This is a genomic window from [Lactobacillus] rogosae, from assembly GCA_900112995.1.
GTDB lineage: Bacteria > Bacillota > Clostridia > Lachnospirales > Lachnospiraceae > Lachnospira > Lachnospira rogosae.
In genome coordinates this window covers 1-14,763 of the sequence record FONU01000023.1, presented here as the reverse complement: position 1 = coordinate 14,763, position 14,763 = coordinate 1, and the positions used below count along the sequence as shown (strand labels likewise).

At 34.1% G+C, this 14,763-nt stretch carries 18 protein-coding genes and 1 other annotated feature; of the genes, 15 read left to right on the top strand and 3 right to left on the bottom strand.

From position 1 onward, the window contains the following. The first annotated feature begins 11 nt into the window (after window positions 1-11). The 12 genes from gapS4a (at window position 12) to BM157_RS13045 (ending at window position 9,811) form a co-directional block, all read left to right on the top strand. Entirely contained in the window at window positions 12-959 is a 948-nt protein-coding gene (gene gapS4a / locus BM157_RS10435; protein WP_090141042.1) for a GapS4a family protein, read from the top strand. A gap of 2 nt (window positions 960-961) precedes the next feature. After that, entirely contained in the window at window positions 962-2,086 is a 1,125-nt protein-coding gene (gene gapS4b / locus BM157_RS10430) for a GapS4b family protein (RefSeq protein WP_090141040.1), read from the top strand. 328 nt (window positions 2,087-2,414) lie between these two features. After that, on the top strand, window positions 2,415-3,050 hold the full coding sequence (locus tag BM157_RS10425; RefSeq protein ID WP_090141038.1) for an HD domain-containing protein: 636 nt from the start codon (window positions 2,415-2,417) through the stop codon (window positions 3,048-3,050). After that, on the top strand, window positions 3,050-3,484 hold the full coding sequence (locus tag BM157_RS10420) for an NUDIX hydrolase (RefSeq protein WP_090141037.1): 435 nt from the start codon (window positions 3,050-3,052) through the stop codon (window positions 3,482-3,484). Before BM157_RS10425 ends, BM157_RS10420 begins: the two co-directional genes overlap by 1 nt. A gap of 65 nt (window positions 3,485-3,549) precedes the next feature. After that, window positions 3,550-3,804, top strand: coding sequence for an inorganic pyrophosphatase (locus tag BM157_RS10415; RefSeq protein WP_456361693.1), 255 nt, complete (start codon window positions 3,550-3,552; stop codon window positions 3,802-3,804). Window positions 3,805-3,820: 16 nt separating this feature from the next. After that, complete coding sequence (locus BM157_RS10410) at window positions 3,821-4,336, top strand: GrpB family protein (RefSeq protein ID WP_090141032.1); 516 nt, start codon at window positions 3,821-3,823, stop codon at window positions 4,334-4,336. A gap of 51 nt (window positions 4,337-4,387) precedes the next feature. After that, window positions 4,388-4,640: a binding site (T-box leader), on the top strand. 60 nt (window positions 4,641-4,700) lie between these two features. Further along, entirely contained in the window at window positions 4,701-5,492 is a 792-nt protein-coding gene (locus BM157_RS10405) for a class I SAM-dependent methyltransferase (RefSeq protein WP_318255921.1), read from the top strand. Between the two features lie 364 nt (window positions 5,493-5,856). Further along, on the top strand, window positions 5,857-6,309 hold the full coding sequence (locus BM157_RS10400) for a hypothetical protein (RefSeq protein WP_090141030.1): 453 nt from the start codon (window positions 5,857-5,859) through the stop codon (window positions 6,307-6,309). Window positions 6,310-6,720: 411 nt separating this feature from the next. Next, a complete protein-coding gene (tnpA, locus tag BM157_RS10395; RefSeq protein ID WP_090141028.1) occupies window positions 6,721-7,122 on the top strand; it encodes an IS66 family insertion sequence element accessory protein TnpA in 402 nt (133 codons plus the stop codon). Then, on the top strand, window positions 7,115-7,477 hold the full coding sequence (tnpB, locus tag BM157_RS10390) for an IS66 family insertion sequence element accessory protein TnpB (protein ID WP_090141026.1): 363 nt from the start codon (window positions 7,115-7,117) through the stop codon (window positions 7,475-7,477). The genes tnpA and tnpB overlap by 8 nt, the downstream gene beginning before the upstream one ends. A gap of 274 nt (window positions 7,478-7,751) precedes the next feature. Continuing rightward, a complete protein-coding gene (tnpC, locus tag BM157_RS10385) occupies window positions 7,752-9,386 on the top strand; it encodes an IS66 family transposase (RefSeq protein WP_090141024.1) in 1,635 nt (544 codons plus the stop codon). 23 nt (window positions 9,387-9,409) lie between these two features. Beyond that, window positions 9,410-9,811 carry a hypothetical protein gene (locus BM157_RS13045; RefSeq protein ID WP_318255920.1) on the top strand — a complete coding sequence of 134 codons (402 nt, stop codon included), beginning with the start codon at window positions 9,410-9,412 and terminating at the stop codon, window positions 9,809-9,811. Window positions 9,812-9,865: 54 nt separating this feature from the next. Here the strand turns inward: BM157_RS13045 and BM157_RS10380 are convergent, their stop codons facing one another. The 3 genes from BM157_RS10380 to BM157_RS10370 form a co-directional block, all read right to left on the bottom strand. Then, window positions 9,866-10,549: a recombinase family protein gene (locus tag BM157_RS10380; protein WP_318255919.1), complete on the bottom strand. Its 684-nt coding sequence runs from the start codon at window positions 10,547-10,549 to the stop codon at window positions 9,866-9,868. Next, on the bottom strand, window positions 10,542-10,823 hold the full coding sequence (locus tag BM157_RS10375; protein WP_090141022.1) for a helix-turn-helix domain-containing protein: 282 nt from the start codon (window positions 10,821-10,823) through the stop codon (window positions 10,542-10,544). Before BM157_RS10375 ends, BM157_RS10380 begins: the two co-directional genes overlap by 8 nt. Window positions 10,824-10,960: 137 nt before the next feature. Next, a complete protein-coding gene (locus tag BM157_RS10370) occupies window positions 10,961-11,308 on the bottom strand; it encodes a helix-turn-helix domain-containing protein (RefSeq protein ID WP_090141020.1) in 348 nt (115 codons plus the stop codon). Between the two features lie 129 nt (window positions 11,309-11,437). Between BM157_RS10370 and BM157_RS10365 the strand changes: the two genes are divergently transcribed. The 3 genes from BM157_RS10365 to BM157_RS10355 all read left to right on the top strand — a co-directional run bounded on the left by BM157_RS10365 (window position 11,438) and on the right by BM157_RS10355 (window position 14,416). Continuing rightward, window positions 11,438-11,794, top strand: coding sequence for a helix-turn-helix domain-containing protein (locus BM157_RS10365; RefSeq protein ID WP_090141018.1), 357 nt, complete (start codon window positions 11,438-11,440; stop codon window positions 11,792-11,794). 231 nt (window positions 11,795-12,025) lie between these two features. Then, window positions 12,026-13,819 (top strand): AIPR family protein, encoded by a 1,794-nt coding sequence (locus tag BM157_RS10360; RefSeq protein WP_318255918.1) that lies wholly within the window; start codon window positions 12,026-12,028, stop codon window positions 13,817-13,819. Window positions 13,820-13,960: 141 nt separating this feature from the next. After that, on the top strand, window positions 13,961-14,416 hold the full coding sequence (locus BM157_RS10355) for a hypothetical protein (protein ID WP_318255917.1): 456 nt from the start codon (window positions 13,961-13,963) through the stop codon (window positions 14,414-14,416). Window positions 14,417-14,763 lie beyond the last annotated feature (347 nt).

Genomic DNA, 14,763 nt, shown 5'->3' with positions numbered 1-14,763 from the left:
GAGCAAATATAATGGCTGGTGGTGAAAAAGCGAAAAGCTCTGGTGAATACGGAGAACAAATTGTAAAAAATATTCTTGATATGATGGGATGGAATAATGCAAATAGTGGGGTGACGGTACCATGTGTACATAAAGAAAAACATAAAAGGGAAAATTCTAAAGAGTCTCAAAAGCATGGAATTGATTATGTCTATACATATAAATCTCAATTAAGAGATGCCACTAAGCAAGATGTTTTGGTAAGCGTTAAATGTAGAGATGGATATCCAGTAACAGATAGCGGAATAAAAAGTAAATTTAAAGAATTTGTATTAGATTTGGCATATGCGATGGAGTGCTATCCAGTATGCGAATTAGCAAAGAAAAAGATACCTAATACAGATAAGAAGGTTATATCGGGATTAATATTCTGGATTGACAGAAGTCGTGAAGATGGGAGAGAAAATGAAAGTGTTATAGACAAAATAGGAAATTTTTATATGAATCAAGAATGTGTGTATGAAACAATAGCATTGGTAGACAACAAAAGAGCACAATTCTTATATCAGTTGTTATCTTATGCTCATTCAAAATATGGTAAAGAAAACGTTGAGTTTTTTTATATTGACACGGGGTTGAATAATTCTAGCCTACAACGCGTATATAGAGGAAAAGAAATGCCATATGAGTATATTAACTCAAATGTTATTCCGTTAGCAATTAGCAATGGTGACGAAAAAAGATTGTTTATTGGTGTTGCTGAAGCTTTTTGTAAAGAGTATTTAGAACGCTTAATAGGATTAGCACAGGAACTAACTAGTACATGGACTGCAAAGGTTACAATAGCATTTCCAGATTATAACTCGTTTGAACATAAGGAAGTTGTTTTAATGGCAAAAAGTTTTTTTGAAAATGCTGATTTTGTAAAAAATATTGAGGTTATAACGTATAAACCAGATTTCAGAGATGGGGTGATTTAATAATGGAGGAAATAAATATAAAAACATTGCTTCCGGTTGGTGAAAAATTAAAACCTTTGTTAAGAAGATCATGTATAAGTGAGTCTGATTTAAAAGGGATTTTAGCAGAACGTGGAGTATTCATAGGCGACAATTCTAAACAAATGTCAATACCGCTTCTTACACTTTCAATTATAAGTCCTAAAGAGTTTGAAAAATTACAAGAGTTTCAAAAGACGAAAGAAGATAGTGTGAAATTTCGCACCTCAAAAATTGAATCATCGACAAATGAGAATTTAAATGATATAGTGCCACTTTCTTTGATTGAACCTCAAAAAATAATAGATGATTCAAGTAATTATACTGTTAATACGGATATGCAATTTACAATGAATTCTGAAAATAATCTTGTTCTTGAATACGAAATTTTACGAGACGATATCACGAAAGATTGGGCAAATTGTGAGAGTAAATTTTCAGGAAGAGTTGAAATTGTAAAAGATGAAAAAACCAAAGAAATTACATTTAGAAATGAATTCACATCATCTGAAACAGAAGTAATTAATCGAAAAGTTGTTAAGGATGTAGTGAAACTTTTGAAGGACAAAGGTGCAGTAGCAACTTCTGATTATGCAATGGAGTTATCTGCTAAAGAATTCAATAATAATCAGCGATTTATGTTTATGTTGTCAATAGCTAATAACAGTCCAAATGGATTTTTAGAATTTGAAGCAGTGAAAAATATAGAAATAGGACCAGATAGGGAATCAAAACAACCACTGCCTGATTCAGCAAAATGGATGAATGGAAGCGTAAAAAATATTATAATTAACAGTGAAAAAGGGGAAACATTAGAGAACGTAGAATACATTTCTGATCCATCATATCATGATGTACTAATACTTAGGCAGGTTCAAGCACAGTATAGATTCGAATTTGGAGAAATGAATGGGAGGTGCATTATTGAATATGGTTTTCCACATTATTTTAGAAAAAATGTAAAAGGTGATTCATTTGAATCGCGTTTGGCAAATATTTATTTTGGAAAAGCAAGCAAAAGTCAAAATGTAAAAAATGCAACTAGATTAATATTGGAAGAATTTGAAAAATTATATCAAATGCAATATCATTCGTGTTTGAAAAAATAAAATGGGTATAATTGCATTAAAGATTTACTGGTGAAGTGACAAGTTATTCTACTGACAACAAAATGACAATATAATCACCTAAAAATCCACGCAACAGGTACAATTTGGACAAAACTCCTGGATTTTCACCACCAAAATCAATACATTACACCACACAACAACTTTACAAAGAAGAGTTTGAATAACGGATTAAAATGCCGAAAGCCTGTATTTATGCGGGTTTCCGGCATTTGTTTTATCAAATGGCTCTAGTTTGGCTCTATTTGTGGGTGGAGTAATGATTTTCATAAATCAATATATTGCTTTGTTAGGTTGATTAGGAGAAAATATGACAGATAATGAAAAGAGATTTATAAAAGATATATTTTCGGGAGACAGTAGTGGTCATGACTATTATCATACGATACGAGTATATAAACTGGCTACTAAAATCGCAAAACAGGAAAATGCAGATGTTAAAACAGTGCAGTTGGCAGCTCTGTTACATGATGTGGATGATATTAAGCTTTTTCCCGACAATTATGCTATCAAGAAAAATGCAGTTGATTTTATGACAATTAACAAAATAGATGGTAAAAGGATAGAGGCGGTATGCAAAATTATAGATGAGGTTTCATTTGCAGGAACTGATTCAGTCGTACCTGATACCATAGAAGGAAAATGTGTGCAGGATGCAGACCGACTGGATGCTATAGGAGCTATTGGAATTGCCAGAACATTCGCATATGGTGGTAGTAGGGGAAGAAAGATTTATGATCCGGAAATAAAATCTAAAATGGGAATGAATAAAGAAGAGTATCGGAATAATCAAGATTCTACAAGCATTAATCATTTCTATGAAAAGTTGCTTTTGTTGAAAGACATGATGAATACGACTGAGGGAAAGAAACTGGCAGAACATAGACAGGTTGTAATGCAGGAATTTCTGAATGAGTTTATGCTGGAATGGGAAGGGAAAATGTGATGGAAGTAAAATTTTATGATACAGTTAATGATGAACTATTGAAATTTGCAGTAATTATCTCACAGAGTAACGGCAAGTGGGTATTTTGCAAACATAAAGAAAGAGATACATATGAAGTGCCGGGAGGGCATAGAGAAGCTGGGGAGGATATTTTTGAAACAGCTAAAAGGGAGTTGCAGGAAGAGACTGGGGCTATCAAATTTGAGATAAAACCAATATGCGTATATTCGGTGACAGGTAAGACTAGAGTAAATGATACTGGTGAAGAAACATTTGGACTGCTTTGCTTTGCAGAGATAACAGAGTTTGCGAAAGAATTACATAGCGAAATGGAGAAAGTTGTGCTTATGGATGAGTTGCCTGAGAACTGGACATATCCGTTGATACAGCCGAAATTGATAGAGAAGTATTTACAGGTAAAAATAATTCTATAATTGGAGCAACAGTAACTGTCACAGTCGATAGACCATTAGGAAGTTATCATCCTGAATATAAGGATATGTATTATCCAATAAATTATGGTTACATTGAAGGAGTTATGGCACCAGATGGAGAAGAGCAGGACGCTTATATATTAGGTGTAAATGAACCAGTAAAGAAGTTTACAGGTAAAATTATTGCCATTGTTCGGAGAAAAGATGATATAGAAGAAAAGTGGGTAGTTGTGCCTGACGGAATGATGTTTTCAAAAGATGAGATTAGGCAGCAGATTTATTTTCAGGAGCAATATTTTGATAGTGAAATTGTGATGTAATATTAAGGAGATTGCTATGTCATTAGGATTAAAAAGAGGAACAGTGCAGCTTGAACCACATGATAAACAGTGGGATGAGGCTGCCATTCAAACAATCAAAATACTTAATTCTATATTAGGAGATGCTGCTATTGATATACAGCATATTGGAAGTACAGCAATACCGGCAATTAAAGCAAAACCGATTATTGATATTGTCGTTGGGGTAACTGATTTTGAGAAAATAATGTCATATAATGAGCAGTTACAGAAGGATGGAATCTTTTATCGTGGTTCGGATGTGGAAGATCAGATTCTTTATGTAATGGGTGATATGAAAAAGGATATCAGGACATACCATATTCATGTTGTGAAGTGGAATGGAACTGAGTGGAGGAATTATATTCATTTTAGAGATTGTCTAAATGCTAATGCGAATATGGCTTTGCAGTATCAGAGGGTGAAGGAAGAACTGGAAAGTAAGTATGCTGATAATAGGGGATTGTACACTAAAGGAAAGAAAGATATAATAGATATTATTCTAAATAATTAATAATTTTTATTTTGTATGTCTTGACAAAAAATAATTATGAATTTACTATGTTAAAAAGCGATGAAGAGAGATAGTAAATATTTTGAAAATTACAGAGAGGAGTTGCTTGGTGGAAAACTCTATTGAAGAAATATTGAACCAGTCTTGGAGCCGTGTACCGACTGATTTATTCATTAGGCTACACTGGGAACGCCCATTACAGCGTCAGGGTATCGAAAGAAATTTCCGTACTTGCTAAGGTCTATATTGCGAAATATAGATGAATTAAGGTGGTAACACGAAGCTATCAGCTATCGTCCTTAAAGTAAATTTAAGGAGGGTAGCTTTTTTAATGCATAAAATAATAGAATCGGAGGAATTAGTGATGAATTATGTTGTTGACAGTTACGAGAATTACAAAGAGGAAAATCGTTTGACTACAAATAATGCAAGAAGAATTGAATTTGTAACAACTACAAGAGTTTTGGATGAGATTATCGGCACCAATAGTAAAATATTAGATTGTGCAGCAGGAACAGGAATTTATGCTTTCTGGTTTGCAGATAAGGGGCATGATGTAACTGCTACAGATATTACGCCAAGGCATATAGACATTATTAATCGAACTCTTACCAATAAAAATTATCATATGAATACTTCTGTTTTGGATGCTACAGATATGTCCTGTTTCGCAGATGATTCATTTGATATTGTTCTCAATATGGGACCATTTTATCATTTGATTACAGAAGAGCAGAGAGAAAAATGCATGAAGGAATGTCTAAGAGTGTTAAGGAAAGGCGGGCTTTTGGTTACTGCGTACATTCCAAGATACTATGTTTTTCAATATATTGCTACGAGCAATGAAAAATATTTGGATGAACACTTGGCGAAACAACTTATTGAAACTGGTGTGCTGAAGCATGATGATGAGAAGTGCTTTTGGACAGATACTTATTACTCATCAAAAGATGAAATGGAATCAATTTATCGAAGATATGGATTAAAAATTGTAGACCATTTCGCTCAAGATGGTTTAGCTCCTCTTTTATCACAAAAGGTTGACAAATGGGATGAAAATCAGTTCAAAACTTGGTGCGACTATCATTATAGTGTATGCCGTGAACAGTCGGTTTTAGGAGCAAGTAATCATGTTATTATAATTGGGAGAAAATAATAAGATTTTGAAAGATATAACATTTATCCTTGCATTAACATAAGTTCCTGTGTTAGGATACCATTTAAGGAAAGTACCCATGACAGGGAGTTAAGCGTCCTGGGGACGCTTGTTTAGCGCCGACCGGAGCGGAGTGTAGACGTGGCGCCGATGACGGCTTATGAGATCCTTTCGATTTTCATTGGGATATTAAAAGGATATTTCTGGAAAGGACTAAGGAAGAAAGTGTACGAGAGGCATTAAGTGGTACTCATTACGATGTAGTAATTGATAAAATTGCATATTGCTCAAATGATATTACTCATGTTTTTCAAAACGAAAAAACATTGTTGGAATAATTAGTAAATTTTATATGGAGGTATTAATGAAAGAGAAATTTATATCATTTTTAGAGGTTATAAAAGGGCTTATAAAATTCCCAATCGTATTTGGATTAGTTGTAGTGGCATTTGCTTTAAATATTATTCAGGAATTCTTTCCGACGAAAGGCTGGATTCAATTTTTACAGTTAATCGGAATCATAATAATTGCTGCAATTTGTGCTGTTATTCTTCTTACTGATAAGAATGGGAAAAATTACATTAAAAAAATTGGTATTTTCTCGTTTTTCTGGTTTGCATCGTGTATAGCATTAGTTGATTTTAATAGTTTTAATTGGGAATTGTTGATTCAGATTATTACTTCTTATGAATTTATCTTTTTGGGATGTTTGATACCAGACTATTTTTCTCAGATTGAAAGAGAACGCGATAATTCAATCAAAAAAATGGAAGAGAGAAATTCAATATTAGAGAATAATCAATCTCATCAATCATAATAATTATTAGTATAGAATAGTAGAACTATCTCGTGTATTATATACTGCTATTAGATATTTTGAGGTTGTTTTTAACATAATTTATACATAGCCATTAGGAAGGCAGCACACTTTCTTAATGGCTTTTTCTATGCCCGGAGAGGAGGTGAGATTAAGATGAATATCAAGAAAGTGGATGATAAGCCAATGGTTATTCACACCAAGAAAAAGATGGAGTTTCATACAAAGGAACCAGATAAAAGGTCTTATATACAAAAGACATAAAAGATTCGTAAACGCTCCAACCCATGTACCTACAAATACTCCGAAAAATTTGATATAACCATAATAATCCAGTTGCACAAGTTGTACGATTTTAACAAATTGTACAATTCGTACAATTATCACAAATTTTTCAGGGGGTTATAATTATTGAATGCTAGGGAGCTGGAAACACAGCACAATCTTAAAAAGTGGGCAGCTATAATAAAAGAATGCCGTTCAAGTGGCATGAAGATACTTCAGTGGCTTGAGATAAACAACATATCAAAAGACCAGTATTACTACTGGCAGAAAAAGCTTAAAGAAACATGTATTGATACTTTTGAAAGACAGGCAGCTACATTTGTGGAACTTCCTGTAACTAAAGAAGTCCCGGCATCAACAGAATTAACTATTACACATACTATATGTGAAAACAAAAATGATGGCTGTTCTTTTAAAGATAATACAATAGCTGCTGTAATAAAAACCAATGGAGTTACATTTGAAATCACTAATACTGCTACACCTGATTTTATAAAAAATCTTATAGAGGCATTTAACCATGCTTAATGATGCAGCCGGTTTTAAACGCATATTTATAGCAGCCGGCTACACGGATTTACGGAGAGGAATAGACGGACTTGCAGGAATCGTACAGTATCAGTTTGAACTTGATCTACACGATAAAGATACAATCTTTTTATTCTGCGGAAGAAAGAATGACAGGATAAAAGCACTTCTATGGGAAGGTGACGGATTTCTGCTTATGTATAAAAGGGTTGAAGAAGGCAGTTTCAAATGGCCAAGAAATGTAACAGAAGCACTGGAGATAAATGAGCAGCAGTTTGAACAGTTAATGAAAGGCTTTGAGATTATAGCAAAACGCCCGATTAAGCCACAGGATAATCCTGGAACACTAATGTAAACATTGTGCAGAAAGTAGATTTTTTATAATATAAAAAGTTTTCAAAACTATAATCGTGACAGCAAATATATGGATTATCCACTAAATGCAGGACATAAAAGAATTAATACATCCCTGTGTCCTGCCTTATGTGGATAATAGTTCTAAAGAACCAGAAATACCGGCTTTTTAGAAGTGTTATCCACCGTCATAATGACGAATCAGACAAATGCCATAAGTGGCATAATAACACGATTTCTGCTATACTTAATGCCATGAAAAGGAGTATGTGGTTATGGAGATTAAGTATACAGAGAAAGAACTGAATAGCATAGATAAGACACTTCTTATAAAGATGTTTCTTAATCTTCAGAACCAGATGGAAACTCTTACAGTAGAAATGAAAGCACTTAATGATAAGATGCAGAAAATGATGGAACAGCTGGTGCTTGCCAATAATAACAGGTTTGGAAGAAAGACAGAAAAAATGTCTGATACAAACCAGATATGTTTTATGGAAGTAGATGGAAAGATAGTATTCTTTAATGAAGCGGAAGCAGTGTCTGATCTTGATGCAAATGAGCCGGAAGAACTGGAAATAAATGCCATACATGGAAAGAAGACAGCTGGCAAACGTGTCGTGGATATGGAAGGACTTCCTGTTGAGCGAATAGACCATTACATGACCGAAGAAGAATTAAAAGCAGAATTCGGTGAAAAGGGATGGAAACAGCTTCCGGATACAGTCGTTAAAAGGTATCACTTTACACCGGCTAAGATAACAGTTGATGAGCACCATATAGGTGTATATGCCGGCAAAGAAGACGGACATATGAAGCGTGCACCACATCCAAAGGGATTACTGCCATCAAGTCCTGTAACGCCATCACTTGCAGCGGCAGTCATGAATGGCAAATATGTAAATGCTGTACCTTTATACAGGCTTGAAAAAGAGTTTGAGAGATACGGACTTGCCATAACACGCCAGAACATGGCTAACTGGATGATACGTCTTGCAGATGAATATCTAGGAGTAATGTATGATTATCTTCATATGAAGCTTTATGGATTTCATGTAATCCAGGCAGATGAGACTCCTGTGCTTGTAAACAAAGACGGCAGACCAGCCGGTTCCAAGAGCTTTATGTGGGTATACCGTTCAGGATATATGTATTCAGATGAGCAGATAGTCCTGTATGAATACCAGCGGACAAGAAATGCTTCACATCCAAGGCAGTTTCTTAAAGATTATTCCGGGGTATGTGTAACCGATGGTTATCAGGTATACCATACAGTAGAAAAGGAACTGGAAGATCTTAAGATAGCCGGATGCTGGGTACACTGCAGGCGAAAATTTGATGAGGCATTAAAGGCAGTTCCAAAGGCTGCCCAGAAAGAAAGCCTTTCATATCTGGTAATAAAACAGATACAGGCAGTCTACCGTGAAGAGGATAAGCTGAAAGAACTCAAACCAGAAGACAGACTTAAGCAGCGTCAGGTGGTAATAAAGCCACTGGTTGATGCTTTATTTGCGTACCTTAAATCAAACGAAAGAAAAGCCAGCACAGCTAAACTGAAACAGGCTGTCACTTATGCACTCAATCAGGAAAAATATCTGAGAGTATTTCTTGAAGATGGTGAAGTCCCAATGGATAACAATGCATCGGAACGTGCAATAAGAGGCTTTTGTATAGGCAAGAAGAACTGGGAAATGATAGATACAATCAATGGAGCTACATCCTCAGCAATAATATACAGCATAGCAGAGACAGCTAAAGCTAATAACTTAAAGCCTTATGAGTACTTTGAATATCTGCTGACCCAGATACCGGCACATATGGATGATACAGACCGCTCATTTCTGGAAGATCTTCTTCCATGGTCACCAAAGCTGCCAGAATACATCAGAAAACAAAAAGACCGTGGTTAACGGTCTTTTAAAAGTCAAGGTACATGGGTTGGAGCGTTTACAAAGATTCTGCTAAGAATGTTGTAAATATCAATGAAAATGCAACAACTAAGGGTAAAAGATTTTTTAGAAACAGGATAAATGAGGCGAACAGTTCAATCAAAATTAAGTCTCAGAGGCTTAAAGTTGCAGGTGTTGCAGGTGCCGGGGTAGTTGCAAATCAAGTCGAAGGCGGAAAAGAGGTTAATGAAGCTGTAGGAGTAGCTGTTGCAATTTCAAGTCCGGTTATTAGGGGAGCAAGGATGTCATCTGGGCTAATAAGAGAGGCTGGTATGCAGATAAGAAAGCAAAAATTTAAGAAAGTTGAAGCGGGGAAGAAAATTGCAAGGCGGGAATGCAGTCCAATTTGTATTATTCAGCTTGGTAGGTCTTTGCAATATATTTAACTGTTCAGCAATTTGCCCTGTAGAATAGCCATACAGGTACATAAAAAAGATTAATCAAACTGTCTTGGCTTCCTCTTCGTTAATGATAAGATTTCCATCTTCATCGTGGTCATAACCAAGAAGAACAGGAGTTAAAAATAAGCCTCTTCCAAATCGCATATCAATGGAACGCTCCATTGTTTTTGATTTAGTGTGACTTTCTTCTTGTGCCATAGTTGAGACAAAGGCAAGACTCATTTCATAATCTTCCTTAAGGGTATAAATACTTTCCGTTTCAAAGAATATGCCAATGGGTGGATTGAGGGCACGCAAATGTATGGCATTATCAATACAATCGACAATATTACGGGCAAATCTGGATACGCTTTTAGTAATAATCATATCTACTTTTCCCGCATCATAGTCACGCATAAGTCGTTTGAATGCATCTCTGTGTTGCAAGGAAGTTCCCGAAATACCTTCATCAGCATAAATATCAACAAGAGTCCAGCCAGGTCTTTTGTTGATCATATCTTCATAGTGATTTTTTTGAAGCTCATATGATGATGTCTGATTAATTCCATCTGTGGATACTCGTGCGTAAACAGCTACTCTTTTTTCACTTGTATCATTGTAAAAATCTTCTTGAGTAATACATGGAATTATGTCAATCAGGTCAGTATCAATTCCTTTGTATCGTTGACGAATCTTGGTTTTTTGGTCTTCGACAGACAAAGTATGCTTTTCCACTTCATTCATTTGCATTTGCTCCTTTATTTGTTTCGTTCTGATTATCTATAATAAGCGATTCACCAATTATCAAATCATCTATAGGAACATTGAATAGTTTACTTAGGGCAAATAATACATCTATCTTTGGAATGGATTCTCCTCGAAACCATTTATAGATGGCTTGGGGATTTTTCAAATAAAGGTATTCTTTGATATCGTTAATGGTGTAACCCTGCTGTAACATTATCTTTTTTATCTGTTTCCCGGTTGCCTGCATATCTATTGAGATAAATTTCTTCATAGTAATTAGTTCATTTTTGCCCACGTTATTAATATACTATAGTGGAAATAAGGTAAAAAAATAAAGGCCTGAAGGCTAAGCTTTACAAAGCATTCAGGTCATATTTTGAGATAGTATTAAGGTTGAGTTGTGTAAAATCAGATAGAATCTTTGTATTTGAATAAGGCTTCCTTAACATCCTGCATTATCCTGAGCAAAGATTTTCGTTCAGCAGCAGTACAGTCAGAAAGCAGTTCGTCAAACTCATTCCTTTGAATCTGCTTAACTTCATTGTTTGATGCACGGAGCAGCCAATCAGCAGAAACATTAAGAGCTTCGGTTATTCTTATAAATATTTCAATCCCAATTTGTTTCTTTCCATTTTCAATGTCGCTTATGTGAGAAATAGAAACTTGAGCTTTTTCGGCTAAATCAGCTTGGCTCATACTTTTTTTCTTTCTTGCTTGTGCAATTCTTAATCCGATTTCTTTCAGATTATCATTCATTTTATTTCACCTCTTGGCTTATAGACGATATTATGATGCTATGATATAGTCTATAGACTATTTTTGAAATAGCCAATAGGATAATAATTAGTCTGTAGACCAAACAAAATTTTTAGGAGGTGTGTTCTAATGGAGTTTGATTACAGCGAAATCGGAACTAACATTAGAAAAGCAAGGAAGAAAAGAGGCATTACGCAGGAAGAACTGGCAAATGTAGCAGACATTTCTACGCAGCATTTATGTAGGATAGAAAATGGAGTCAGGACACCAAGTCTTGAAACTGTACATAGGATTACGTATGCACTAGGCACTACGGCAGATGTACTATTTGGAAATGTAGTTGACAAAACTGTGGACTATCAGGAGGAGCTGAAACTGATTTTTGATGACTGTAACGAATATGAGAAGAATGTCATAGGTGAAATATTAGTGAATGCAAAGAAACGTATCAGAAGAAATCTTCCACTTATTGATAAAGAGAAATAGTTTAAACTACAAGGACAATGACAGCTAAGTCAAATAATGTTATGGAGAAAAGAGAAACATAGTTTATATAAATATTATATATGGCAGGGCGGATTGTTAGCGATATCTCCAGAATCGTAAACGAGCAATGGTATGATTATTGATAGGACCGTAATAAATTAAAGTAAACGGATAAGTGAGTATGATAGTTGAAGGGTGGTCATATTATTATACAAGGAGGTGATAATGTCGATGAATATTGAAAAAAGGCATAGATTCTGGTATGATAATCATAGAATAAACATAGGAGGAATTTTTGTGGATCCAATTACTCAAAAATTTTTAGGTGAATTTTGCAAATTATTTGAAATAGATGAAAAAAAGACAGATACAGCATTTGAACATTTTTGTAATTATTGCTGCGTTAATAAGGAAAATGGAATTGTTGATATTAAACTTGAAGAAATATCAACAGGGAAGAATGCGCAGGGAATTGATGGAATTGCTATTATTGTAAATCATAAGTTGGTGACTTCTATTTCAGAAATAGAATTTCAGATTCAGAATTCTAGAATGCTGGATGTGAATTTTGTATTTATTCAAGCTAAGACTTCTTCATCATTTGATAATACATTAATGTTAAATTTTTTTGAGTTTACAAAATCGTTTTTTGAAGGAGATGGTAGCGAATTTACGACATCTGAAATTCAAAACTTCTTTGAAATGAAAGAGTTTATTTATAATAATGCAGAATACATGACAGAGAGTAATCCAAAATTGTCAATGTATTACGTTACTACTGGAAAATGGGTTGATGATAAAACTCTTGTTAAGGTAAAGAATAGAAATGAGAAAGAATTACAAAACTTAAATATTTTTTCGGAAATAAAGTTTGTTCCTTGTGGAGCAACAGAGATTCAGTCACTATATCGTGGAACAAAAAATATGTTGACAGCGAAGTTTAAATTTGAAAAATATATTGTTATGTTTGGAGATGAAGATAGTGATAGCATAGGATATAGTGGAGTAATCCCGTTTAGCGAATATAAAAAAATTATTATGGGTGATGGTGATTCGTTAAAGCCTGTTTTTGATGATAATATTCGAGATTTTTTAGGAAATAGAAATCCGGTTAATAAAGCCATAACAACTACATTGCAATTAATGGATAAAAATTCATTTTGCATGTTGAATAATGGGATCACAATAATAGCTGAAAATGTACAAATAACAGGAACAACTGCGGTACTTACAGATTATCAGATAGTGAACGGATGTCAGACAAGCCATGTTCTGTATGAGAATAGGAATTTAGATGGAATTGAGGAGCTTTTAATCCCAATTAAAGTAATAGGAACAAAAGATGATATTACACGTAATAGTATTACTAAGGCAACAAATAGTCAGACATCAATAAAACCAGAACAGTTAGAGGCTTTATCAGATTTTCAAAAAAATTTGGAAACATATTATAGCACTTTTGAAGATGAACGAAGATTATATTATGAAAGAAGAACTGGACAGTATCGATTAGAGGCTATTCCAAAGACTAGAATAGTTAATATTCCCCAACAGATTAAGTCGGTAACAGCGATGTTTTTGAATAATCCACATGGTGTCTCTGGTAATTATGGTACTATTGTTAAAGCAGTTGGAAATAAGATTTTTAATGCGAATGATCAGAAAATATTATATTATACCAGTTCTATAGCACAGTATAAAGTTGAGAGACTGATTTCTGAGGGGGTGATTGATAAAAAATACAATAAATCACGTTATCATGCGATGATGCTGTTTCGAATATATGTATCCGGAAAAAAGGTTCCTCGTTTTAACGAAAATAAAATGGAAGAATATTGTAACAAGATCATTGATACGTTATTTGATGAGGAAAAATGCAAGTCGATATTTATGAAAATAATTGAGTTTATTGTTGCTCAAGATGAAATTGATTTTAATGATAGAAAAACATTTGAGAGAAAAGAGACTACAGATTTGTTGTTGAATAAATCTGCTGAATTAAAAAGATATATAGATGGACAGTAAAACACGGAGACATTTATATTAAATCACAAGGACACAGCTTTAAACTATACAATGATAGGTGCGTATGTATTTGATAAGTTATTATTGGGAGAATAATTCTTCTGGTAATAGCTTATTTTTATGGAAAGAGGCATCAGTAAAATGGAGAAACCTATGTATGAAATTCTAAGCAATGATATAGAAATGGTTGAAGATATGATTGATGCACTTATGATTGCTCCAAAGGGGTATAAGTTGCATCCAATGGGAAACAAATGTGCTTTGGCAGTTGATCATATTCATGAATGTGTGTATGCGGATGAGGAAATGTGGATTAATGATTATGAATATGAGATTGTCAGTGAGGCAAAAGAAATGGCATTACCTGTAGAGACAGATGTGCCGGATGAAAAGCTTGCAACATACGCAGACAAGGAACTATATGTTGTTATTGGCTATGATGATGTATGTGGGAATGGTAATTATGAGGCAATTCTTTATGGGGTGTACAGTACGGAGCAACTTGCAAGAGAAACTGCGGAGGAACTTTTTGAACTGGGGAATATACATCATTATGAAATAGAATGTCCTAAGTTAGATGAATTTGGATGGAGATAGGAAATGTGGTTAATAGTTTCATAAATCACATTAAGGAATTAAACTGCAAAGACACAAGAGTAAACTACAAGGACTGTAATGGGAAATTTGTAGGAGAGTTATTTGGAGAAATCCTCACGTAAATGATATTTTAAGAGAAATAATACAAATGATTGATAATGTAAATCAAAACGATACATTATAATTATAAGAGGTGCATATAATATTATTATTGTATTTTGAGATGGAGGCGATTTTATGGCTACAGTACCTACACAAGTAAGAATAGATGAAAATTTAAAGAAACAGGCAAGTGAACTTTTCTCACAGTTAGGAATGGATATGTCCGGTGCAATGAATATATTCTT